General features: G+C 30.1%; 23 protein-coding genes. 11 read left to right on the top strand and 12 right to left on the bottom strand.

From position 1 onward, the window contains the following. The gene (locus H3Z83_RS05260; protein WP_182124440.1) at window positions 1–372 is read left to right on the top strand and encodes a heavy-metal-associated domain-containing protein; all 372 of its coding nucleotides are present in this window, start codon (window positions 1–3) and stop codon (window positions 370–372) included. 35 nt (window positions 373–407) lie between these two features. Here H3Z83_RS05260 and H3Z83_RS05255 read toward each other — a convergent pair whose 3' ends face one another. Genes H3Z83_RS05255 through H3Z83_RS05225 form a run of 7 tightly spaced genes read right to left on the bottom strand, consistent with a single transcriptional unit; the run spans window position 408 to window position 6,443 of the window. After that, window positions 408–1,244 carry a pseudouridine synthase gene (locus H3Z83_RS05255; protein WP_182124439.1) on the bottom strand — a complete coding sequence of 279 codons (837 nt, stop codon included), beginning with the start codon at window positions 1,242–1,244 and terminating at the stop codon, window positions 408–410. Window positions 1,245–1,290: 46 nt separating this feature from the next. Further along, window positions 1,291–2,208 carry a geranylgeranylglycerol-phosphate geranylgeranyltransferase gene (locus H3Z83_RS05250; protein ID WP_182124438.1) on the bottom strand — a complete coding sequence of 306 codons (918 nt, stop codon included), beginning with the start codon at window positions 2,206–2,208 and terminating at the stop codon, window positions 1,291–1,293. Between the two features lie 11 nt (window positions 2,209–2,219). Beyond that, window positions 2,220–3,146: a mevalonate kinase family protein gene (locus H3Z83_RS05245; protein WP_182124437.1), complete on the bottom strand. Its 927-nt coding sequence runs from the start codon at window positions 3,144–3,146 to the stop codon at window positions 2,220–2,222. Window positions 3,147–3,197: 51 nt separating this feature from the next. After that, the gene (locus H3Z83_RS05240) at window positions 3,198–3,698 is read right to left on the bottom strand and encodes a toxin-antitoxin system YwqK family antitoxin (RefSeq protein WP_182124436.1); all 501 of its coding nucleotides are present in this window, start codon (window positions 3,696–3,698) and stop codon (window positions 3,198–3,200) included. A gap of 19 nt (window positions 3,699–3,717) precedes the next feature. Further along, the gene (locus H3Z83_RS05235) at window positions 3,718–4,797 is read right to left on the bottom strand and encodes a diphosphomevalonate/mevalonate 3,5-bisphosphate decarboxylase family protein (protein WP_182124435.1); all 1,080 of its coding nucleotides are present in this window, start codon (window positions 4,795–4,797) and stop codon (window positions 3,718–3,720) included. 34 nt (window positions 4,798–4,831) lie between these two features. Continuing rightward, window positions 4,832–5,539 carry a LytR/AlgR family response regulator transcription factor gene (locus H3Z83_RS05230; RefSeq protein WP_182124434.1) on the bottom strand — a complete coding sequence of 236 codons (708 nt, stop codon included), beginning with the start codon at window positions 5,537–5,539 and terminating at the stop codon, window positions 4,832–4,834. Next, the gene (locus H3Z83_RS05225; RefSeq protein ID WP_246337479.1) at window positions 5,532–6,443 is read right to left on the bottom strand and encodes a sensor histidine kinase; all 912 of its coding nucleotides are present in this window, start codon (window positions 6,441–6,443) and stop codon (window positions 5,532–5,534) included. Before H3Z83_RS05225 ends, H3Z83_RS05230 begins: the two co-directional genes overlap by 8 nt. A gap of 357 nt (window positions 6,444–6,800) precedes the next feature. Between H3Z83_RS05225 and H3Z83_RS05220 the strand changes: the two genes are divergently transcribed. From H3Z83_RS05220 to H3Z83_RS05200, 5 genes are all read left to right on the top strand, one after another. After that, a complete protein-coding gene (locus H3Z83_RS05220) occupies window positions 6,801–7,160 on the top strand; it encodes a hypothetical protein (protein WP_182124432.1) in 360 nt (119 codons plus the stop codon). Window positions 7,161–7,265: 105 nt separating this feature from the next. Continuing rightward, window positions 7,266–7,499, top strand: coding sequence for a hypothetical protein (locus H3Z83_RS05215; protein ID WP_182124431.1), 234 nt, complete (start codon window positions 7,266–7,268; stop codon window positions 7,497–7,499). 17 nt (window positions 7,500–7,516) lie between these two features. Next, complete coding sequence (locus tag H3Z83_RS05210) at window positions 7,517–7,804, top strand: hypothetical protein (protein ID WP_182124430.1); 288 nt, start codon at window positions 7,517–7,519, stop codon at window positions 7,802–7,804. A gap of 55 nt (window positions 7,805–7,859) precedes the next feature. Continuing rightward, a complete protein-coding gene (locus tag H3Z83_RS05205) occupies window positions 7,860–8,477 on the top strand; it encodes a hypothetical protein (protein WP_182124429.1) in 618 nt (205 codons plus the stop codon). A gap of 96 nt (window positions 8,478–8,573) precedes the next feature. Further along, window positions 8,574–9,020 carry a KTSC domain-containing protein gene (locus H3Z83_RS05200; protein ID WP_182124428.1) on the top strand — a complete coding sequence of 149 codons (447 nt, stop codon included), beginning with the start codon at window positions 8,574–8,576 and terminating at the stop codon, window positions 9,018–9,020. Window positions 9,021–9,094: 74 nt separating this feature from the next. Here H3Z83_RS05200 and H3Z83_RS05195 read toward each other — a convergent pair whose 3' ends face one another. Genes H3Z83_RS05195 through H3Z83_RS05185 form a run of 3 tightly spaced genes read right to left on the bottom strand, consistent with a single transcriptional unit; the run spans window position 9,095 to window position 12,506 of the window. After that, window positions 9,095–10,303 (bottom strand): BaiN/RdsA family NAD(P)/FAD-dependent oxidoreductase, encoded by a 1,209-nt coding sequence (locus H3Z83_RS05195; RefSeq protein WP_182124427.1) that lies wholly within the window; start codon window positions 10,301–10,303, stop codon window positions 9,095–9,097. After that, complete coding sequence (locus tag H3Z83_RS05190) at window positions 10,303–11,232, bottom strand: GYDIA family GHMP kinase (RefSeq protein WP_182124426.1); 930 nt, start codon at window positions 11,230–11,232, stop codon at window positions 10,303–10,305. Before H3Z83_RS05190 ends, H3Z83_RS05195 begins: the two co-directional genes overlap by 1 nt. A gap of 2 nt (window positions 11,233–11,234) precedes the next feature. After that, window positions 11,235–12,506 carry a hydroxymethylglutaryl-CoA reductase, degradative gene (locus H3Z83_RS05185; RefSeq protein ID WP_182124425.1) on the bottom strand — a complete coding sequence of 424 codons (1,272 nt, stop codon included), beginning with the start codon at window positions 12,504–12,506 and terminating at the stop codon, window positions 11,235–11,237. Window positions 12,507–12,648: 142 nt separating this feature from the next. Between H3Z83_RS05185 and H3Z83_RS05180 the strand changes: the two genes are divergently transcribed. The 4 genes from H3Z83_RS05180 to H3Z83_RS05165 all read left to right on the top strand — a co-directional run bounded on the left by H3Z83_RS05180 (window position 12,649) and on the right by H3Z83_RS05165 (window position 18,761). Next, window positions 12,649–14,796: a S9 family peptidase gene (locus tag H3Z83_RS05180; RefSeq protein ID WP_182124424.1), complete on the top strand. Its 2,148-nt coding sequence runs from the start codon at window positions 12,649–12,651 to the stop codon at window positions 14,794–14,796. An 18-nt stretch (window positions 14,797–14,814) separates the two neighbouring features. After that, window positions 14,815–16,314, top strand: a complete 1,500-nt coding sequence (locus H3Z83_RS05175; protein WP_182124423.1) for a peptide MFS transporter — start codon at window positions 14,815–14,817, stop codon at window positions 16,312–16,314. Window positions 16,315–16,369: 55 nt separating this feature from the next. Beyond that, window positions 16,370–18,145, top strand: a complete 1,776-nt coding sequence (locus tag H3Z83_RS05170) for a peptide MFS transporter (protein ID WP_182124422.1) — start codon at window positions 16,370–16,372, stop codon at window positions 18,143–18,145. 97 nt (window positions 18,146–18,242) lie between these two features. Further along, on the top strand, window positions 18,243–18,761 hold the full coding sequence (locus H3Z83_RS05165; protein WP_182124421.1) for a thioredoxin family protein: 519 nt from the start codon (window positions 18,243–18,245) through the stop codon (window positions 18,759–18,761). Window positions 18,762–18,767: 6 nt separating this feature from the next. On the opposite strand, the gene H3Z83_RS05160 is transcribed toward H3Z83_RS05165, so the two are convergent. Then, window positions 18,768–20,564 (bottom strand): ComEC/Rec2 family competence protein, encoded by a 1,797-nt coding sequence (locus H3Z83_RS05160; protein WP_317167219.1) that lies wholly within the window; start codon window positions 20,562–20,564, stop codon window positions 18,768–18,770. A gap of 323 nt (window positions 20,565–20,887) precedes the next feature. Here H3Z83_RS05160 and H3Z83_RS05155 point away from each other — a divergent pair, with 323 nt between their 5' ends. Further along, window positions 20,888–22,768, top strand: a complete 1,881-nt coding sequence (locus tag H3Z83_RS05155; protein ID WP_182124420.1) for a hypothetical protein — start codon at window positions 20,888–20,890, stop codon at window positions 22,766–22,768. Window positions 22,769–22,878: 110 nt separating this feature from the next. On the opposite strand, the gene lysS is transcribed toward H3Z83_RS05155, so the two are convergent. Then, window positions 22,879–24,576, bottom strand: a complete 1,698-nt coding sequence (lysS, locus tag H3Z83_RS05150; RefSeq protein ID WP_182124419.1) for a lysine--tRNA ligase — start codon at window positions 24,574–24,576, stop codon at window positions 22,879–22,881. Window positions 24,577–24,716 lie beyond the last annotated feature (140 nt).

Below are 24,716 nucleotides of genomic sequence, written 5' to 3'. Positions count from 1 at the left end.
ATGAAAAAATTAGTATTAGTAATAACAGTATTATTTTTAAGCGTGTCTATGTCGGCACAAAAAAAGAAGAAAAACGCAAAAGTTTCTTTTGATGTTGATGGTGTTTGTATGATGTGTAAAAACAGAATTGAAAAAGCAGCATTAAATTCAAAAGGGGTAAAATATGCTTTATGGAATGTAAAGACACATCAGTTAAATTTAATTATTGATGAACGTAAAACAGATGCAGCTACAGTGCAACAGAATATCGCAAATGTAGGTCATGATACAGATGCTTTTAAGGCACCAAAAGAAGTTTATGATAACTTACATGGTTGTTGTAAATACAGAGATGAGGAAATACAAAACGATCATAAGAAAGAAAAGCAATAAATAAAAAAATCCCGAGTTTAAAACTCGGGATTTTTTTATATCATTTGTAAGTTATTTACTTCTTGACTTGTTAACTCTCTCCATCTACCTCTTGGTAAATTTTTCTTTGTCATGCCTGCAAAAACTACACGATCTAGTTTTTTAACTGTATACCCGTAGTTTTCAAAAATCTTACGTACAATACGATTTCTTCCTGAGTGGATTTCAATTCCAACTTCTGTTTTGCGTTCTCCTTCGACATACGAAACAGCATCAATAAATACTTTTCTTCCTTCAATAATAACATCACCACGTAATTTATCTAAATCTGATAAACTTAATTTCTTATCTAATGATGCGTGATATAATTTACGAACATCATGTTTTGGGTGTGTTAACTTTTTTGCCATTTCACCATCATTGGTAAATAACAATAATCCAGTTGTATTTCTATCTAATCTTCCAACAGGGTAAATACGCTCTTTTGTTGCGTTAGCAATAAGTTCCATTACTGTTTTACGACCACGATCGTCTTCCATGGTTGTAATATAGTTCTTTGGCTTATTTAATAAGATGTAACGCTTTTTTTCAATAGAAATCAACGTTCCATCGAAACGTACTTCATCACCAGGTTGAACTTTATATCCCATTTCGGTTACTAAGTCTCCGTTTACAGTAACACTTCCGTGTTCGATATAAGTATCTGCTTCTCTACGAGAACAAATTCCAGAATTTGATATGTATTTGTTTAAACGAACACCAGTGTTTTCAGATTTTTGTTGAGTAGGCGTACTCTTTTTAGGTTTTCTAAAATCTCTTTTAAATTGGTTTTTTCCTTGAGGATTGCTGCTCTTTCCAGCTTGTCGTCCTCTCGACGAGTTTTTTGAATTCATGTTTAAATTTTAAAAAGTGGGCAAATGTAAGGTAATTATTTGATTTTTAATCTAAAACCTCAACGACTTTGTCTAGTATTAAAGATTTGTCGATAAATAATAAACTAAAAACACCTATTAATAATAATATTTTTAAGATGTTATGAGCTAAACGATATTGATTTTTACCAGTAGCTTTCCAAGTGTATAATCCAGTAAATATTAAAATAATTGCAGCTAGATAAAAATAATATTTCATGTATTCTATAGCTGGATAATTAAATAATACTCCAATAGGAATTAGTGTTAAAACCATTAAAAGAATAATTAACCTTTTAGTGTTTTTTTCTCCATATTTTACAGGAAACGTATTGTAATTATTGGCAATTGCTCCTTTTATGTTTTCTAAATCTTTAATTAGTTCGCGAATCATGATTACTAAAAAAAGGAAAATAGCGTGTACAAAAATAACTTTAGAGAAGTTTTTATAATGTACAAAAACAACAAAGAAAGGTAAGATTGTTAATATAGTTACACTCATTAAACCGATAAAAGGATGTTTTTTAAGTTTGTGAGAGTAAAACCAAATTCCGAAAATATAAACTGCAAAAAAGAATGCTGCTCGCCATGAAACTAAATAACCGAAACCAAAACCAATAAAGTTTAAGAAAAAATATAATGATAGTTTTGTTTCTTGTTTTACGTAAGAATCTAAACCTGATTTTATAGGGCGATTAATTTTATCTGCTTTTTTATCATAAAAATTATTGATAATATATCCAGCGGCGACTACACAAACAGTGGCTATTACTAAATATAGCAAGTGCCAATCGAAAAGTATTGGTTTTATCGATTTATGTTCTGAGAAAATAAAAATAGCAGCCAAATATTGAGCTGCTATTAATACTAAAATATTATATCCTCTAACTACTGATAGAAGACTGAAAAGTTTAAAGAAAAATGTATTGGTTTTTAATGTACTCATGGTAACATTCTTTAAAAACGATACACTAATTCTAATTTATATTCTTGTAAGCTGTTTTTTGCTTTTTCGTAATCTTCAGTAAAACCTAAGATATAACCACCGCCACCAGAACCGCAAAGTTTTAAATAGTAATCGTTGGTTTGAATCCCTTTTTCCCAAACTTTATGAAAAGCAGAAGGAATCATTGGTTTAAAATTAGCTAAAACAACTTTAGATAATTTTTTAACATTACCGAATAATGACTTGATATTTCCTTGTAAGAAGTCTTCAATACAAGCATCGGTATGTAGTGAGAATTCTTCACTAATCATTTTACGGAAACCTTCATTCTTCATCTTATTCATAAAGATGTTTACCATAGGTTCGGTTTCTCCTATTTGTTCAGAGTCTAATAAGAAAACTGCTCCTTTTCCTTCTTTTTGAGATGGAATTCCAGCTGGCTCAATGTTCTCCTTTGAGTTAATTAAAATAGGTAAGCTTAAGTATGAGTTTAAAGGGTCTAATCCGGAACTTTTTCCATGAAAAAAAGATTCCATTAAAGAAAAAACTTGCTTTAAAGTTAACAGTTTATCACGTGTTAAGTTTTCTAAAACAGTAATTTTATCCGTAGCGTATTGATCGTAAATAGAAGCCACTAAAGCACCAGAACTTCCAACTCCGTATCCTTGAGGAATCGAAGAGTCAAAATACATACCAGTATCAATATCGTTTTTTAATGATGTTAAATCAAAAGATACGATGTCTGAATTTAGGCTTGCTAAATAATTATAAAATTTAGATAAGCTTTCATTTGATTTTTTCGCTTCTCCAGATAAATTATTAGCAGATTTCAACGCGCCTTTATATGAGTTGAAAGGAATAGCTAAGCCTTTAGAGTCTTTTATTATTCCGTACTCACCAAAAAGTAAGATTTTCGCGTAAAATAATGGTCCTTTCATAGATGATTTAATTACCAAGCAAAAGTACAAGTAAATAAGCTTGTTTACAAGCTAGTAAACATTTTTGTAAAAAGTTTTCCAAACACCAACTTTCTCGTTGTCTCTATATTTCCCCTTTGTTTCTATTTTACCGTTTTTGTAAAAGGTTTTCCATACGCCTTCACGCTTACCATTTACATATTTTCCTTGTTCTTTCAGTTCGCCAGATTCATGAAACACTTTGCGTACTCCTTCTAGTTTTCCGTTTTTGTAATTTGCCCTATGAAAAGGTTTTCCGTTAGGGTGATAATACAGTATTAGACCATCAAAAACTTCTTCGTTTGGTTTGTTAACGGTACTATATCCTTCCATTTGAATTTGACCACTTTTATAATAGTCTACAATCCAAAAACCATCTTTTATTTTTTTTGGAGTAGGTCTGTAAAATTCATGATTTTCTTTGGTGGTTTCTTGCCAATTTTTGTCAAACCAAACTGTATCTGAATCTTGAGCCGTAACTGAGGAAGCTAAAAACCCAATAAACATAGCTATTAGTAGTGTTGATGTTTTCATAATATCAGGGAATTTAAGATTATTGCGGTTTTGCTCCCAAACCCGCATTATCACAAATATACTGATTTTTTTGGCAGTATTTAGCTAAATTATTCTTAATAAAAAGCTCTATTTCAGTCTTTTCGGTATTTGGATATAAGACATGTACATTTGCGCCTGCATCTAACGTAAAGCAAATATTGCTATTATTTTCTTCTCTGTATTGCCATATTTTATTGATCACCTCTAAGGTGTTTGGTTTCATTAAAATAAAATAAGGGTTACTAGTAAGCATCATTGCATGTAGTGTTAAGGCCTCACTTTCTACAAGATTAATAAACTCTTTAATTTCTCCATTTTGTAAAATTTTAGAGAGCTTAGTTAAGTTTTCGTTAGCCTGTTTAAAACGATTTTCTGCATACGGATGGTTGTGCATTAAATTATGACCAACGGTTGAAGAAACTTGTTTTTCTCCTTTATCAACAAGTAAGATTGTATCACAATAGTTTTCAAAAACTGGGTGTATTTCATAAGGGAATTTTGTGCCAAATAAATCGGAACTCCCTTTTATTTCTGGGTGATTTCCCCACACAACTAAAGGACCTTCTATACTTCTACTTGCACTTCCTGAACCTAAACGGGCTAAGAATGATGCTTTTTTATTGATGAATTCGTCTGTTATATTCGGGTTTAATTCTTTTTCCAAACTCATTAAGCACATTGCAATGGCACTCATTCCACTTGCTGATGATGCTATTCCACTACTGTGAGGAAAAGAGTTCTCAGAATTAATAATCATTTTATATTCAAAAATATACGGACAGTACTTTTCAATTCGTTTAAAGAATTCAGCGATTTTTGGTTTAAAATCATCTTTCTTTTTTCCTTCAAAAAATAATTCAAAATCTACAACTGTATTTTTCGAAGTTTTTTCAAACTCTATACTTGTTGTGGTATGACAGTTATTTAGTGTAAAACTTATAGATGTATTTTTAGGGATTTGCGGATTACTTTTCCCCCAATATTTTACTAAAGCAATATTACTTGGTGTTTGCCAAGTAAATGTTACTTTTTCAATTGTTTTATCTAAGTTTTTGGAAATAAATTGTGATGTATTCAAAAGTCTAAATTTTGGGGTAAAGATAAAATTTAGACTACACTTCTGCTAATTTTTGTAAAACGGTTTCTTTGTAGCTTCTACTTATTGGTAATGCTTTATTGTTGATTTCGATAAACTCATTTGTGTATGAGGATATTTTGTTTAATGAAACAATATATGATCTATGAATTCTAATAAAGATACTTTCAGGTAGTTTACTGTTTATGTTATTCATAGTTTCTCTAGTAACAATAGTTTGTCCTTCTAGAAAAATTTTCAAATAGTCCCCTAAGCTTTCTATATATAAGATTTCATTGAAATTTATCTTTACCATTTTCCGGTCTGCTCGAACAAACATAAAATCTTTTGAAACAGGTTTGTCTTTCTCTATAGATTTTGATTCTGGTATTGATTCTACTTTTTGTACAGCTTCAAAAAAACGTTCGAACGCAATAGGTTTTAATAAATAGTCAACCACATTTAAGTTGAATCCATCTACAGCATAATCTCTATAAGCAGTTGTAAAAATGATATTTGCTTTTTTACCAATAATTTTGGCTAAACTAAGTCCATTAACTTCTGGCATATTAATGTCTAGGAAAAATAAATCCGCCTCATTAGTTTCAATAAAATTAATTGCTTCAGTAGCATTTTTACAGGTTCTTATTAACTCTAATGAAGGTGTTTTTTCTATGAATGAAGTAATTATTTCTCTAGCTATTGGTTCATCATCAACAATTACACAGGTTGTTTTTTTATACATTTTTTAATGGGATTTTTAGTGCAACATTAAATGAAGTATCTTCTTTGGTAATATTCAGCGTGTAGTCATTATTAAATAGCATTTCTAAACGTTTTTTTATGTTATTTAAGCCAATTCCTCTTTTTGAAGCGAGACTATTTTTAGAAGTATTACTTACTGTAAATTCTAAAAGATTATCTGAAGTTTTAAGAAAAGCGTCTACTTTTAAAACATTATTTATTTGTGTTCCATGTTTAAATGAGTTTTCTATAAAAGGTAATAATAGCATAGGAGCAATTTCTATATTATCTTTATGTAAATCTTTGATAAAATTGACATGTAGACTGTCTTGAAACCTCATTTTTTCTAAAGAAATATAATTTTCTATATGCTTTATTTCATTAGATAAAAGTACTGATGGTTTGTCAACTTGATATAATATATAATCAAGCAAATTAGATAGTTTTAAAATCATGTCTGAAGCTGCATCTGATTTTTTTAAGGCAAAACCATATAAAGTGTTTAAGGTGTTGAATAAAAAGTGCGGATGCAATTGCATTTTTAAGAACTTCAATTCTTGTTCTTTTAATTGTAATTGGGCTTGTAAGAATTTATTTTTTAAATCTTCATTTTTACTACTTGATAAATAATTATAGATAAGTAACGCAATTGAAGTAGCTATAATTACAATAAAATAAACACCTAAAATTATTAGTGAAAGAGACTTGGTTAATGCTATGGAGTTAATGTCTCGTAAATAAGAAGAGAATACCAATCCATAAAAGATAGAGATAATTATTACTGCAAATGAAATAAGAAACGTGTATATACTATATAGAATAAAAAGAAAATATTGCTTTTTTAATAAATACTTTGGAATTAGATGTAGAATTATAAAATAGCTTAATGTAATTGTAATTGGCATTAAAAACATTGAAAAATGATTGACATAAGCTGTGTTAGAACTGCCATAACCTAAAAAATAGGTGTAAAAAAAATAAACACCTACCCAAAAAATGAGGTTCAATAATATAAATAGAAAGTGTTTTATTGGAACAGTGTATTTTGTCATAAGATTGCAATATCTTAATTTTTGAAGTTAAAATATTATTTTTTGCGATAAATAGCTATCAATCATCGATGAATAACAAAATCCTCATTTTTGTAGTAACAAGATGAAAAACTGCTATTTTAATCTTTACTTTGGTTAAATATCGAAATTAAATTTAAAGTGTAAAGCTTAACTATAAATTAGAAGCATAATAATTTAAAAAGCAGAAATATGAATTTTTTATTCTTTAATCTTTTAAACGATGGAGGACCAACTTTTATGTATCCAACATTGTTAATGTTACTTATTTGTATTGTTTTAATTGTGAAAGTCTTTTTAAAAGGAGATTTAGGAGGAAAAACAGTTTCACTAATAAAACACATTAGTTTATTTGCATTGGCATGGGGTTTTTTAGGCTTTTTTGTTGGGTTAATTGATGCTTTCGATGCTATATCTAGAGCTACAGATATTAATCAAGGGGTGTTAGCAGGTGGTTTAAAAATAGGGTTGTTATCACCATCGTTTGGAATTGTTACTTTTTTAGTAGCTCGTTTAGGAATTATAGCACTTCTTTTTAATAAGAAAGATTAATTACGATTGGATAGTAGAATAAGTAACCAACGTTTTTGATTAGTTAGTTGATTAAATACCTAATTCAATTTTGAATTGGGTATTTTTGTGCTTTAAACGATAATTGTGAATAGAAAATTAAAACTAATTTGGGATTTTAAAGGTCCAGACGGATTAGAAACAGCAAAACATCATTGTGTTCATTTAAAAGAGTTTGCGCAAATTGATAGTTTGCCTTATGATGAGGTTGATTTTAAAGAAATCAACCCGATGCATACCATTGCTTTTATTGTAGTTGATGAAAGTAATATGAAAATTTTTAGAGATGCTCTAAAACCACATAGAGGAGAATTAGCTTAACCAATAAAAAAGAAAATATGTTTTTAATAAATGCCTTAGCAAAACCTAAAAAATCATCTGAACACTACGATGAGGTAATCGGAGCTTATGTGAGCTTATATATTGATTATAAAGATATAGAAGGAGCTTTAAAGCTTGCCAACTTTTATATTAAAGAAGAAGGATGGAAGGTTACCGAAATAGAAGAAGAATATTTTAGTTTAGATTCTGTTAATGATGTTGATGAAGAAGGACAAAAAGAACTGTACAATGAAGCTTTAGAATACGGTTATTCTATTGTTTTTAATTGCTACGAAGAGGAATAGATTTTTACTTTTATAATAATTAGCTAAAACATAGTATCTTGTAAAAAAATATTTTATGAAGGGTAAACTTGTTTTGCTAATTATTGTTTTCATTTCTTTAAACTGTATATCTCAGCATAAATACAAAACCTTTACTGCACATAAATCTATTATTGATGCTATTCGTATTAATGATGAAATAATAAAAGGACGGACTACATTTTTTGAAAAACAAGCAGAAGTAAAACCTTTAATGTTTCAAAAAACAAAAGTTAGAATTAGCGAATTAAATAGATTGTCTAATAACTTATCAAAATATATTGAAAGTATTCAAGAAGAAGTGAATACCGAAATGATTCTCTATGAATTATTAGAAAAAGATAAATACAAAACAACTCTTTTTAAGAATAATGGAAATTTAACTTTAAAAGGAAAGAAACTTAAAGATAAAATAGATAGTTTGTATAATTGTTCAGTAAAAATTAATGTGCATCAATTATCACAATTAGAAAATTTTTACAACGACAACTTTAAAACTTCTGCTAGGTATTATGAGTATGAAAAAGAGATAAACTACTTTGAATATCTTTTTTATGATAAATCTAACTACGGAATGATGATGGCAATGAACTGTTTATTGTTAGATGTTAAAACCTTTCAATTATTGTATTACGGTACCGTAATGAGTTACTAATTTTTAAGTCTAATTATTTTATATCAAATAAAATGAGCTTTCTGTCTCATATTCAGATAATTTGAATAGCTTTGCGCGCTAAATTATTTCAGGAAAATGAAACGAATAAAAGAATATAAAAAGCTTTTTAATGTAGAAGGAGCTATAGATTTAAAGGAATTGAAAAAAACTTATAGAGGATTAGTAAAAGAATGGCATCCAGATAAGTTTTTAGATGACGAGAAAAAACTAGAAGCTGAAGAAGTGAGTACTAAAATTATTGACGGTTATCATTTTTTAGTAAGTATTGCACCAAAGACAAAAGAAGATAACTTAGAGGCGTACCATACTACAATTACTGAATTTAAAGTAGCAGATTACAAGCACAAAAGTATGTTGCTAGAAGTTACTTTTACTGATGGTAATACTTATGAATACTTTGGAGTAAGTAAAAAGATATTTCTAAAATTCATTAATGCAAAGTCTATAAACAACTTCGGAAAGAGAAATATTTTTAACTCTTTTACTTATAGAAAGTCAATGAAAGCATCAGCAATGGCTTAGTTAAGAGCTAAGCAAAACAAAAAGAGCATTTACTAAATTTAGTAAATGCTCTTTTTTTTGTTAATTAATGGTAATTATTCAGCAATGCTTTTTGCACAGATATAACCTCCGGTCCAAGCATTCTGAAAATTGAATCCACCTGTGACAGCGTCAATATTTAAGACTTCACCAACTAAGAATAGGTTTTTGTGAAGCTTACTTTCAAAACGTTTAAAGTTTATTTCTTTTAAATCTACACCACCAGCGGTTACAAATTCCTCTTTAAAAGTTGTTCTTCCGTTTGCGTTAAACACTCCTTTGGTTAATTGACTTGCTAAGTTGTTTAATTGCTTATTACTTAAATCAGCCCAATTCTGATTGGATTTAATTTCTGAAGCAGTAATAAAACGTTCCCATAAACGACGAGGAATATCAACAAAAGGAGATTTTAAATTGACTTGCTTTTTAGGTTGTGATTTTTTTAAACTTTGAAGTTCTTCTAAAACCGAATCAAAATCTTGTCCTAACCAATTAACTTCAACGTTATATTTATAATTTTTATCGGCTAAAATTCTTGCTCCGAAAGCAGATAGTTTTAAAATTGCAGGTCCACTCAATCCCCAATGTGTAATTAATAAAGGTCCTGAGTTTTCTAAATTTGTTCCAACTAATTTAACCTCTGCATTTGGTACAGCGATTCCGCCCAAATCGATAATTCGTTTGTCTTTTATATTAAAAGTAAACAAAGAAGGAACAGGTTCAATGATGCTATGATCTAAGGTTTTGCATAAATCCCACACTTTTTTTGAGCTACCAGCTGCAACTACTATATAATCAGCTTCAAATTGTTTTTCTTTAGTGTTAACAATCCATTTGTCATTTTGTTTAGAAACTGAATTTACACCATGGTTTTTTAATACCTTAATCCCTAAGTCATCAACAGCGTTTTGAAAACAATCGATGATTGCTTGAGAAGTATTTGCTTCCGGAAACACACGATTGTCGCTTTCTATTTTTAAAGGAACATTTCTGATATCAAACCACTCAAAAGTATCACCTGTCATAAATTGATGAAAAGGACCTAATAGTTCTTTTTCTCCACGAGGATAGAATTTTGTTAGTTCTTTGGGGTCAAAACAAGCGTGTGTTACGTTACAACGTCCTCCACCAGAAATTTTAACTTTTTGTAAAACCTCTTTTCCTTTTTCAAGAATGGTAATGTCTAAATCAGGATTTGCTTCTTTAGCGTTAATAGCTGTGAAAAATCCTGCAGCTCCACCACCAACGATTATTACTTTTTTCATTATAAAACCATTTCTTTATAAGGAATAACAGTATTGTATCCTTTTTTATTGAAGTATTTAATGGTGTCTTTATTTCCTGTAGCCAGAATAAAATCACCACCCCAGGCACCCAAACTTTTTGTTTCTCCGAAATAGTCAGAAAACAATCGTTTTTTTACAGGCTCCTGTTTTATAATTGAACTAATAATATGTTCATGTTCAATAATTATCTTGTTTAAACTTTTAGATGAGTCAGCTTTTAAAAACTCTTGAGTTAAATTATTAATTTCAGGAATTAATGTTTTTCCTTCTTCTCTATGTTGTTTGTATTGCGCAATTCCTTCTCTACTGTTTTGCTTTTGATTTAAATACACAAAAAACAATTCATCTTTAAAACTAGGATTGAATTTTACCTCTTCAATTATAGGTTTCTTATCTTCTAATTGATATAAAATAGGGGAGTTGTGACTTGCACAAGCAATATCATATCCGCTACCTGAAAAAGCATTCCATAATAAGGCGAACGGATTTACATTTGCCCAAGTAGCAATATTGTTTATTAAAGTTGATGAACTTCCTAATCCCCAATCTTGTGGGAATGTTAAGTTAGTTTTTATAATAAATCCGTTTTCAGAATTTAAAAATTGTGGATTTAATTTTTTAGCTTCGGATAAAATATCACGTAAAGTTTCAGCAATGAATTCGGCACTTCCTTCTTTGTTAGAATTAAAGGTTGCTGAGGTTAAGCGAAGTTTTGGTAAATCGAAACTAGCTTCAAACCAGCATTCGCCTTTATCGGTAAAGCTTCCCCAAATAAGTTGAGGCTCTTTAATCGGCTTAATGATTAAATCTTGACCAAATTTTGTAGGAACAGCTAAAGAGGTTGCTCCGTCGAGAACAACATATTCGCCAGTTAATAATAATTTTCCGTTACTGTAAAACTTGTTCAAAATTACTTTCTTATTTCATTAAATTTATCAACTACAGCACTGTGAGAAACTGTTTTATTTTCAAAATAAGTAGTTATTTCTTCCTTTTCTTTAATTGATGCTCCTAACTGATTTAATATGTTTTGCAAGTGCATTTTCATATGTCCGTGCTGAATTCCTTTGGTAGTCAAAGCACGCAAAGCAGCAAAATTTTGAGCTAAACCTGCAGTAGCAATAATTTGCATTAAATCTCTTGCGCTAGGTTTTTGCATCATATCTAACGATAATTTTGCCATAGGGTGTAAAGAGGTTAAACCTCCAACAGTTCCTAAAGCTAACGGAATCTCAATCCAAAATTTAAAAACACCATCTTTTACAGTACAATGTGTTAAGCTTTTATATTGACCTTCTTTTGAGGCGTATGCATGAGCACCAGCTTCAATAGCTCTAAAATCATTTCCAGTAGCTAAAACAACAGCATCGATACCATTCATAATTCCTTTGTTGTGCGTTACTGCACGATAAGGTTCTATTTCCGCTATTTTAACAGCTTGCTCAAATTTTTGAGCAAATTTTTGAGGATTTTTCCCTCCTAAATCTTCTACCTTACAACTCACTTCAGCTCTAACAGTACACTCAGGGACGTAGTTAGAAAGTATGCTCATAACAATGTCAATCTCATCATTTCTAAATTGATTAGCCATTGCTTCTAAACATGAGTTGATAAAGTTTGCTCCCATTGAATCTTTGGTTTCAAACGTAACATGTAGTTGGTAGTAATTAGCAAGTTTATCATTTTTATCAACTAGCTGAATATCTAAAATACCACCACCACGTTTTTCCATATTTTTAGTAATGGAAGCTGTGGCTGTATATAGTTCGCTTTTTCTCTGATTAAAATAAGTTTCTAAATCTTTTTTGTCACCAGCGTACATAAAATGTACTTGACCAATTTTAGTAGTAGAAATTACCTCGGCTTTAAAACCACCACGAGTACTCCAGTATTTAGCCACTAAAGAGGCTGCTGCAACGACTGAACTTTCTTCAACCACCATTGGTATTACATAATCGTGCCCGTTAATGACAAAATTAGGAGCGATACCATAGGGCATATAAAAATTAGAAACCGTGTTCTCTATAAAATCATCATGTAATTGTTGCAATTTATTATCAACATTCCAATACTGTTTTAGTGTTTGTATAATTTCAGGTTGGTTATTAAAATATGTTTTAGCTAACCAATCAATTTTTTCTTCTTTGGTAAGTTTCGAAAATCCAGAAATAATTTTAGACATTCTTAGTTTATTTTGAGTGGCTCAAAGATAAATGAATCCTGTTAAAATAGGCTTCTTATTTAGGATTTCTAATCTTTTTGGGCTGATTTTTGATGATTTTTCCGTAAACTTGGCAAACTTTTTACACAAACAACAAGGTAATATGAAGAAAATATTGATATTTTTTATAGGAATATCTTCGCTTTTACAAGCTCAGAAAAAAGATATTTCTTTAGAAGATATATGGAAAAAGGGCACATTTAGAGCTGATTACATGAATTCTCTAAATTCAATGAATGGAGATTTTTATTCACTTTTAAATTATTCAGAAGGAAGTTCGACTGTAGATAAATACAGTTATAAAACTTTGGAAAAAGTTGCCACAATTGTAAATAGTAAAGATTTAGAAGGATTAAAAAACTTTCAATCATATAGTTTTAATAATGACGAATCAAAATTGATTTTAGGTACTGCCTTTAAACCGATTTTTCGTCATTCTTTTTTGGGTACATTTTACGTGTACGACATTGCAACGAAATCTTTAGATTTAATTGGAGAAGATATTCAAGAGCCAACATTTTCACCTGACAGCAAGAAAATTGCTTACGCCAAAGACAATAATTTATTTATTAAAGATTATTCTAATAATAATGTTGTTTACCAAATTACTAGTAATGGTAAAAAGAACGAAATTATTAATGGTATAACAGATTGGGTTTACGAAGAAGAATTTGCTTTTGTAAAGGCTTTTGAATGGAGCAAAAACAGTGAGAATTTAGCTTTTTTACGTTTTGATGAGAGTAAAGTAAAAACTTTTTCGATGGATGTTTATGGGAAAGGGAAGTATCCTAGTCAACATGTGTTTAAATACCCAAAAGCAGGTGAAGAAAATGCAAAAGTATCGTTGCATATATTCTCTTTAAAAACGAATAAAACTGCTGAAATTAGAGTAGGTGATTATGAGTATATCCCAAGAATTAATTGGACGAATGAAGGAAACTTATTAGCAGTTCGTACATTGAATCGTCATCAGAATGATTTAAAAATGTATTTCGTTAATGCTGATTCTTACGATAGTTCTTTAATTTTAAATGAAACAGATAAAGCATATGTTAATGTAACTGATGATTTAACTTTTTTAAATGATAATAGTTTTATCTGGACGAGCGAAAAAGATGGTTACAATCATATTTACCATTACAATAAAGATGGAAAGTTAATTAACCAAGTAACAAAAGGAAACTGGGAAGTAACTTCTTATTACGGATATAATGCTGATAAAAAAACAATTTATTATCAATCTGTAGAAAACGGTTCTATTAATAGAGGTGTTTATAGTATTTCTTTAAAAGGAGAAAACAAGAAATTGTTAAGTAATCCTTCTGGAACTAATAGAGCATCTTTTAGTAAGAATATGCATTATTTTATCAATACATTTTCTGATATAAATACTCCAAATGTATATACTTTAAGAGACGACTCAGGAAAAGTATTAAAAACGATAAAAGACAATGCTGCGTTAAAAGAAGTAATTGCTGGATATAATTTAAGTAAAAAAGAATTCTCAACTATTACAGTAAATGGTGAGGACTTAAATATGTATACAATAAAGCCAGCAAACTTCGATCCTAACAAAAAATATCCGGTATTAATGTACCAGTATTCAGGTCCAGGGTCGCAACAAGTAGCAAATCGTTGGAATAGTACGAATGATTATTGGCATCAAATGCTGGCACAAGATGGGTATATCGTTGTTTGTGTTGATGGTAGAGGAACTGGATTTAAAGGACGTGACTTTAAAAAAGTAACGTATATGAATTTAGTAAAGCACGAAACAGAAGATCAAATAGCAGTAGCTAAAAAATTAGCAGAGTTACCTTATGTTGATGCTAAAAGAATTGGTATTTGGGGCTGGTCTTTTGGAGGTCATATGAGTACAAATTCACTATTAAAAGGAAATGATGTTTTTGCAGCAGCAATTGCAGTGGCACCTGTTACTACTTGGCGTTTTTATGATACAATTTATACAGAACGTTATATGAGAACTCCAGAAGAAAACCCTGAAGGTTATGATGCGAATTCTCCATTAAATTACCCAGAATTATTAAAAGGAAAATATTTATTGATTCACGGTACAGGTGATGATAATGTACATGTACAAAATGCTTATAGAATGGCAGAAGCATTGATTCAAGCTAATAAGCAATTCGAATGGGGAATGTACCCAGATAAAAACCACGGAATTTATGGTGGTAATACTCGTTTACATTTGTACACAAAAATGACAAACTTTATTAAAAACAATTTATAAAATTAAACCATAATTCATATGAGTTCAGTAGTTAAACCAGAAGAGCAACAAATGTTCGGACATCCTAAAGGATTGTTTTATTTATTTTTCGCAGAGTTATGGGAACGTTTTAGTTTCTATGGAATGCGTGCTTTATTAACCTTGTACATGGTGCAAGAAATTTTTAAAGCAATTGTAGAACGTGATGCGGCAACGGCAATTGTATATGCTTCTTATGGTTCTTTAGTATATGCGTCAACTGTTATTGGAGGACAGATTTCTGATAAAATTTTAGGAATGCGAGCTTCTATTTTTTTGGGTGGTGTTTTAATGGCTTTAGGTCATTTTGTACTAGCTATAGAAAATGACATTGCTTTCTTTTTAGCATTAGCTTTTATAGTAGTAGGTAATGGTTTTTTTAAACCAAATATTTCAACATTCGTAGGTTCTTTATATGAAGATGGAGATGTAAGGAAAGATTCAGGATTCACCATTTTTTATATGGGAATTAATATCGGTGGATTTGTAGCTCCTTTATTATGTGGATGGTTAGCTGCGGAATATGGTTGGCATTATGGTTTTGGTCTTGCAGGAATAGGAATGTTAGCAGGATTAATTTTCTTTTGGAGTGGAATTAAAAAAAATGTTTTTGGAGATAAAGGGATGCCACCTAGTCAGGAAGTATATGAAAAGAGAGTTTTAGGGATTCCTCAAAAGACATTAATTCCAATAATCGCATTTTTATGTGCTCCAGCAATAGCATGGTTGCTTTCTTCTTGGCAAGCGAATTATGTAAGTGGAATATTCAAATTTATAGGTTTTACTGTATTGGCTTACTTAGGATATATTATGTATAACTTAGATAGTGGAGCACGTAAAAAGTTGTTTATGGCTGTGTTAATTACATTTTTCATGACTCTTTTTTGGGGTTTCCATGAATTATCTGGAAGTGTAATTACTTTATTTGCTTCAAGAAATGTTGATTTAGATGGTATTATGACTGCTAGTCAAACAAATGCATTAAACTCAATGTTTATTATCATTTTAGCAATTCCAATTTCATTATTATGGGGGTATTTATCAAAGAGAAAATTAAATCCAAGAACACCATATAAATTTGGATTAGGATTACTTTTAGCTGGTGTAAGTTTTTATATTCTTTCAATTAGTGGAACAAGTGCAAATGAAAACGGAATGGTTCCTTTTACATACTTATTAGTAATGTACTTTATTATTTCTGTTGGTGAATTATTTATGTCTCCAGTAGGTTTATCGAAAATTACAGATTTATCACCTAAAAATATCGTAGCATTTATGATGGGAGTTTGGTTTTTATCATCAGCTTTTGCATTTCAAATTGTAGGATTCATCTCTAAACAATTAGCTGTAGAAAGTACTGATGCAAATGTAGGAGGGTTAGATACTTTAGGAATATATACTGATGGGTTCCATTTAATTGCTATGTACTCTTTAGCAGCAGGAGCAATCGTATTAATTTTTTCTCCATTAATGAAAAAGTTAATGGGTAACGTACACTAAAAAAACAAAGCTTGTTAATTATTAAGCTTCTTTATTATAAATCAATTTTTTACACATGAATACAGATATAGAAAATCTATTTAAAGACAAAGTTTTAGGGCACCCTGCAGGATTATTTGTTATATTTTTTACAGAAATGTGGGAACGTTTTTCATTCTATGGAATGCGAATATTATTAGTGTTATTCTTAACAGCACCTTTATTTGGAGATAATCCAGGATGGGAATGGCCACGAGAAAATGCTTTAGCTTTAATAGGAACTTATGGTTCATTATTATATTTAACACCGATTCTTGGTGGATGGATTGCTGATAAGTACACTGGTTATAGAACAGCAGTAGTTATTGGTTGTTTTATAATGATGCTTGGACATGCAGCAATGGTCTTTGAAACACCATGGTCGTTATACTTGGGGTTAGCTTTGTTGATTGTTGGTACAGGATTCTTTAAACCAAATATGACTTCGATGATTTCTGAGATGTATAAAGGGAAAGAGTCTAAAAAAGATGGAGCATATACGATTTACTATATGGGAGTAAACGCAGGAGCTTTCTTTGGAATGATGCTTTGTGGATATTTAGCAGAAAATATTGGATGGAGTTATGGGTTTGGTTTAGCCGGAATATTTATGTTATTAGGACTGATTCAGTTTTGGTTGGCTAAAGATCTTTTTGGTTCTATTGGAGCCAAACCGAGTAATATTGTTGAAGCTGAACTACCTCAAAATATTAATGAGGAAAGTCCAACTGCATCTCAAGATATTGAGCCTGCTAATCCATTTACTATAGTTGATAAAGTTCTAATGGCTTTAGCTTCTATTTGTGGTTTACTGTATTTATTCAACGATCCATTATCGAAGATCGGAGGTGTTAATATCTTAGATTATAGTATAGGGAATTTAGAAGGGTCATATGCTACAGTGCTTATAGGACTAGTTATATTCTTGTATTTAATCATTACAAGAACATTAAGGTATACAGAAATTGTAAGAGATAAAATTATAGCTGTAGCTATTTGTGGTTTATTTACAGTGATTTTCTTTGCAGCATTTGAACAGGCTTTAGGGTCTATGACTTTATTTGCAAGAGATTATACAGAACGAGCACTAACAGGAAGCTCTGCAATGATTTTTAAAATTATAGATTTAATTTTAACTGTTGGCCCATTAGCTATTATAACTTGGGTATTGTACCTGTTATTTAAGAAGACCTCTTCTAAAATTCCGTATTCAAATATTGTATTAGCACTTTCTTTTGTGTTTTTATGGTGTATTGTTTTTTACAAAATCAACAACGAATTTAGTAAAGAAACTACAGAGGTAGGAGCGTCTTGGTTTGGAATCTTAAACTCATTCTTTATTATTACACTTGCTCCTTTATTCTCTAAATGGTGGGAAAGCAAATACAATCCAAGTGCCGCAATGAAATATGGAATAGGATTAATATTGTTGGGAGCTGGTTTTGGTATATTAGTATTTGGTACTGCTGGAATTCCACAAGGAGCAAAAACGGCTTCAGTAAGTATGGTATTTTTAATATTAGCCTATTTACTCCACACAATGGGAGAATTATGTATCTCCCCTGTAGGTTTATCTTATTTAAGTAAATTAGTACCAGCTAGAATGATTGGATTTATGTTTGGAATTTGGTATTTAGCCATTGCTATCGGGCAAAAAGCAGCTGGAACTATGGGAGGAATGATTGATAAAATTACTGAACAATACTCTTTGAGCACTTTCTTCTTGATATTTACCTTAGTACCTATTGTAATGGGGCTGTTATCTATGATATTAAATAAAACACTAAAAAAGTTAATGCACGGGGTGAAATAACCCTAATTAAAAGTTAAAATAACTTAACAACCTGTCAATTATTAATAATTGACAGGTTTTTTTGTAAATTTGGAATACTTATTGAGACCTAAGAGACATGAAGAAATTAATATTAGTAGCCGTTTTAGCAATTATTTCGATAGGAGTGAATGCGCAAGAAGAAGTTAATTGGTTAACTTTTGAGGAAGCAATTGAGAAAAATAAAGAAAATCCGAAGCCAATTTTAGTTGATTTGTATACAGACTGGTGTGGTTGGTGTAAAAAAATGGATAAAACCACTTATAAGAGCGATGTTATTGTTAAGTATATTAATGATAATTACTATGCTGTAAAGATGGACGGCGAAGGTAAAGAGGATATTCAGTTTAAAGGGAAAACCTATAAGTATGTGCAAGAAGGGCGAAGTAAATACCATCAATTAGCAGCAGCTATTATGAAAGGTAAAATGAGTTATCCTTCAACAGCATTTTTTAACCCTGAAGAGCAACTGATTCAAACAGTTCCAGGGTATTTAAAAGAGGATAGGTTTGAAAAGATTTTAGCTTTCTTTAATAATGATAATTACAAGAACTCTAGTTGGGTAGATTTTGAAAAGAATTTTAAAAGAGTAAACTAATTAGTTTCACTTAATAATATAAGCTCCGTTTTGTCCTGTGTGATAAAACGGAGTTTTTCTTTGTCTACAAGTCATATTCCATCTACTTATATAGCTTTTGTAATTACTACCATCGGCTACTATTTGTTTAGGATTTATTTTTTTAATCAATCGATTTAAGTTTATTTTCGGGCTATTTTGTAGAAGGACTATCGGATTTTTAATGCTTTTAAACTGATAAATTCCTAAACTATCAACAATTAAAATAGTATCTGACTTGAATTTCAAAAGTGTTGGTTTTTTGCTAGAAAAATCACTTTTGATATTTTCATTTATACGGTAGGCAATAATTGATTTTTCTGTATCAATTTTATTTGAATCAAGATTGTGATAAAGTTCTAGCTTTTTTGAGTTTCTGATTCCTATTAGATTTTTCCTGCTTTTATGAAAAACAATTAATTCTTGTTTGTTATTTCTTTGATAAGCTTCAAAAATATAAACTGATTGCACTAAGATGATTGAGATTAAAAAGTATCTGAACCGTTTGATGTTTTTCGATATTAAAAACCGAAATGCTAAAACAATAAAAAGATACCAAACAATCATTTCAATGAAGGACATCGATATTTCTTTAAAAAGAAACTCTTCTTTGTTAGAAATCCAACTTACAGTTTCATTCATAAATGAGATTATCCAACCATAAAAATCTGCAATAAGTTGCGGTAGTATGTTTAAAAGAGAAAGGGTTATAATAAGGATTCCACCTATTAAGATTCCACCTAAAAAAGGAATGATAATTAAGTTCGATAAAATAAACAATGCAGGAAATTGATGGAAATAGTACAGACTTATTGGTAATATTCCAGTTTGAGCAGCTACAGATACGGTAAAAAGTCTCCAAAAATTATCTAGTAGCCAAAAATTTGGTTTCCATAAATTGTAGAGTAGAGGTTGTACCCAAACGATTCCAAAAACGGCTAAGTAACTTAGTTGAAAACCGACATCAAATAAGAAAAGAGGTTTTATGAGTAAGAGTAAAAACATGGAGCTGATTAAGGAATGCTCAATTATTTTTTTCTTTTTAAAAGAAGCTCCAATTGCAACAAAGCTAAACATGGTTACAGCTCTCATAACTGATGCTGATAAACCAGCAATAAAAGCGAACATCCAAAGTAGTAATATGATTAAGATACTCTTTATTAAACGTCCGTTTTTAAACCGCTCTATGGGTTTAAATAAAAAAGATAAGATTAGTAGTATGATTCCTATATGTAAGCCTGAAATTGCTAAAATATGAATCGCTCCTGCATTGGTGTAGTCTTGTAATAGTTCCTTTGATATTTCTTGACGTTGCCCCAATAGCAAAGCATTGATTACTGCATATTCATTTTTAGAAAAGTTGTGTTTTTTTAATGAAGTTTGAATTTTTCTTCTAACTGATGCTGATAATGTTATTAATGAATAGTGATTGTTATTTAGTCTCCTGTAATGACTTTTGCTTGTGAATATTTGATGGTAAATGTGTTGTTTTGCTAAGTAATCTTTATAACTAAACTGATGTAGGTTTAAAGGAGGAATTAATTTTTTAAATTCTGGTTTTAAAAAGAGTTGATTGCCTACTTGTAAAGAGATATGTGCGCTATCTTTTTTAATATTCAATAGAATTTTCCCTACAGTTTCTTCAGAGTTTACTTGTGTAACATTAGCAACATATTTATTATAATAATTTCCAGATTTTAAAACTTTTTGAATTGATAGAACTACATTATTGTTTTCTTGATACTTATTAAAGTAGTAGTTGCTATAATTTTTAGGATTCTGAATGATAATAGCAGAAATACCTATTAATATAAAAACGAGTGAAGTTGTAATTTAAAAGCAATTTTTAAACGCTGTCTAAAAACAAATAATAAGGTAATTAAAAATAAAAAAGAAGTAAATAAGGTAGTGAAATCAAACGTCCATAGTTTCCAATGGAATTGAATAATGATTCCAATGACTAAAAATAATAAACAATAAAAAGGTATATATGTAAATAGCTTTTTCACAACTAGTTAAAGTTAATAAATATATAGTTATATAGCAAAGTGCCTATTCATTTAATTTAGAAATATTTTTATATTTGTGAGCTTTAAAAAGAATTAAATATGAAAAATACATTACTTATTTTATCTATGGCTTTTGCCTTGATTTTCACCTCTTGTTCAGAAGAAGATATAAAGTCAAATGAAAATAGCATTTTAAATTTTTCCATTATTATTAGTGGAGATACTTTTAATGCTACTATTAATAATACAAGTATAACTACAACACTTCCTGCATTAACTAATGTAAAAAACTTAAAACCTGTAGTAGAGATTTCTGAAAAAGCAACTGTGACACCAAGCTCTGGTCAAGTAATAGATTTTTCCTCACCTGTAGAATATAAAGTTAAAGCAGAAAATGGAGATGTAAAAGTGTATACAGTAAATATAAATGTAACCCCACCTTTAACAGATAACTCTATAAAATCATTTAGTTTTTTAGATTTACCAAATGGAGTAGATGGTAGTTATGATTTAATTAATAAGAGCCCCAATGATATAGATACCTTATTATTTAAAATGCCTTATAAAACTGATGTGACCAGCTTAAAATCTAAAATTGAAATTAATGAAACGGCTTCAGTTATTCCAAAGTCAGGTGAAATATTAGATTATACAGCACCAGTTGTATATAAGGTAACAGCGCAAGATAGTTCTGTTAAAGAGTACGTTGTAATTATAGATAAGTTTATAGACCAACTTAATATTAAAGAAAGTGTTTTTTACGCTTCTTTAAAGGATAAAATGCCTGGGGAGTTAATGAGTTTAAAAGTTAATAGAATACATCCTGTATTAGATAGTGTGAAAGTTAATTTAATAAGCAACGAGTCTATAGCTTTAGAGGTTGATAGAACTGAAACGATTGATAAAGACAATCATAATATCTTTTTTTATTTACCAAATGATTATAAAAATAACAAATACAAATTCGAGGTGTCAATCGAGCATGATAACAAAGATGAGACCACAACATTTTTTCTAGCTAAAGGAGAACCAAATTTTCTATTTGTAAATGGTAGTAGTGGTAGCTCACATACTATTAATACCTTGCTTGTTCCTTATTATGGCTTTAGAGCTGAAGTAATTGTTGATGTTGAGAATAAAAATGATTATAATTTTTATTTACGTAAAAATGACAAAGACTATATGTTAGGTGCTTATGGTTTTTGGGATAACTCTCCTGTTGTCCATTTTCAAACTTCTGTAGATCATAAATTAAGAGAGGCGGAATCTGGTTCAGATTTTAAGTTTATTATTAAGTATAACGATAAAGAATTTGAATTTCCGTTTATAAATGACTTAATGAAACCTATAGGTGTTACTGTTACACAAGAAGCTAAGGTTGTAAGCGTTAGTAAGTCAGAAGTTTATAAAAATGAAGAATTTGATATTTTAGGAGAGAATTTATTTTATAATCGTAATATAAATGGTCAAGAAGATAAGACCCCTAGTAAGTTAGTTTTAAAAGCATTCTCAAGATTTAAATATATAAGTTTTTTGGGTGATTTAGAAAATAAAAATCAAGCTACCGTATCAATACCTGCTTATATAAAAAGCGGGGCCTATGGTTTAGATGTGTTAAATAATGTTTCAATTAGTAGTGGTGGTGAATTGGCTACAAAACATACTATTGTTGTAAAGTTAGGAGAATCAGAGCATCCTAATGTAAAAATAGATGGGAAGTCAAAACTTTATAATAATCAGGGAGGTGCTCTTTATCGTCAGTTATTAATTAAGTTTGATGCTAAGATATCTGATAGAAATGTAGAAAAAATAGTTTTTGTTGAGAAAGATGGTGAGTTAGAAATAAATAATTTTGTTATTAATGATTTCTCAGTGTTAACAAATCAGTTATCAGATGAAGACTTTAACAGAGTGTTGAATCATGATGGATATGTTTTGGTTGATGGACACAAAATCCATTTTGCAGTAGAATTGCAGTAAATTAATAAGTTTACTTAACTAAGCTTTTATTTTTGTAAAGTAGTGTAGAAATACAAAAAAGAACCCCGATAAATTTAAATTTATCGGGGTTCTTTTTTGTATTAAATAGATTATAAAATCTCAACAAATAAACCTTGATCAGTTTTGCCAACTTTCGCTAATTTGTTTTTTGTTAATCCTTTAATGGTTTTATCCCATTTTTTGTTAGATAAACCACTCTGAGATTTTAAATCGTTTAAACCAATTTTTTCTGCTTTTTCTAGTAAAGCTAATACTGCTTTTTCATCATCATTTAATTCAATAGCAGGAGCTTTCTTTTCTGGTTTCATCTGTGGGAAGAATAATACTTCTTGTATAGATGGATTATTAGTTAAATACATAATTAAACGATCCATACCAATTCCTAGCCCAGAGGTTGGTGGCATGCCGTACTCTAAAGCACGTAAGAAATCTTGGTCAATAAATTCACCAGCTTCATCATCACCACGTTTAGCTAATTCTAACTGAGCTTCGAAACGCTCACGTTGATCAATAGGATCGTTTAATTCAGAATATGCATTTGCTATTTCCTTACCACAAACCATTAATTCAAAACGCTCAGTTAATTCAGGATTATCTCTATGCTCTTTACATAAAGGAGACATTTCTTTAGGGTAGTCAGTTATAAATGTAGGCTGAATGTAGTTTCCTTCGCACTTCTCACCAAAAATCTCATCAATTAATTTTCCTTTACCCATGGTGGCATCAACTTCGATACCCATTCCTTTCGCAGCTTCAAATAACTCAGCTTCAGATTTTCCATTAATATCAAAACCTGTAAAATGCTTAATAGAGTCTGCCATAGTTACACGAGCATAAGGAGCTTTAAAATCTACCTTATGTTCACCAAAAGTAGCTTCTGTAGTTCCGTTAACTGCAATTGCACAGTGCTCTAATAATTTCTCGGTGAAATCCATCATCCAATTGTAGTCTTTGTAAGCTACATAAATTTCCATTGCAGTAAACTCTGGATTGTGCGTTCTATCCATTCCTTCGTTACGGAAGTTTTTAGAAAACTCATAAACACCATCAAAACCACCAACAATTAAACGCTTTAAGTATAATTCGTTGGCAATACGCATGTATAATGGAATGTCTAATGCATTATGGTGTGTAATAAAAGGTCTTGCTGCTGCACCTCCCGCAATTGGTTGTAAAATTGGAGTTTCAACTTCAAAATAACCTGCGTCATTAAAAAACTGACGCATTGCATTGAATAATTTGGTGCGTTTAACAAATACCTCTTTTACATACGGGTTAACCACTAAATCAGCATAACGCTGACGGTAACGCATTTCAGGATCTGTAAACCCATCGAATGTATTTCCTTCTGCATCAACTTTTGGAATAGGCAATGGTTTTAAAGATTTACTTAATAATTTAAAGTCTTTAACCATTACAGTTTTTTCACCTACCTGGGTTGTGAATAATTCACCTTCAATTCCAATGAAATCTCCAATGTCTAATAATTTTTTATATACTTCGTTGTACAAGGTTTTATCTTCTCCGGTACAAATTTCATCTCTATTAAAGTATACTTGTATACGCCCTTCACTATCTTGTAATTCGGCAAAAGAAGCCTTTCCTTGAATACGACGACTCATTAATCTACCAGCAATCACCACCTTTTTTCCTTCTTCAAAATCCTGTTTTATTTTTTTTGAATTAGAATTTAATGGAAATAAATCAGCAGGGTACGGATTAATATTTAACTCGCGTAATCTCCCTAACTTTTCTCTACGTACAACTTCTTGTTCTGATAATTGCATGGGTTGTTTTTTATAATTTTTAATGAAGGGGCAAAGATACAATCAATTGAAGAATTAAACAATGAATAACAATTTCAGGTTTTTTGTAAAATAATAGAAAAAACTTGTAAGTTTTAAAAAAGGTTGTATATTTGCAGGCT

Origin of the sequence: Tenacibaculum pelagium, assembly GCF_014062345.1 — a bacterium.
Lineage (GTDB): Bacteria > Bacteroidota > Bacteroidia > Flavobacteriales > Flavobacteriaceae > Polaribacter > Polaribacter pelagius.
Note: the sequence above shows the minus strand (reverse complement) of the source record. Positions and strands in the feature narration are given on the sequence as shown.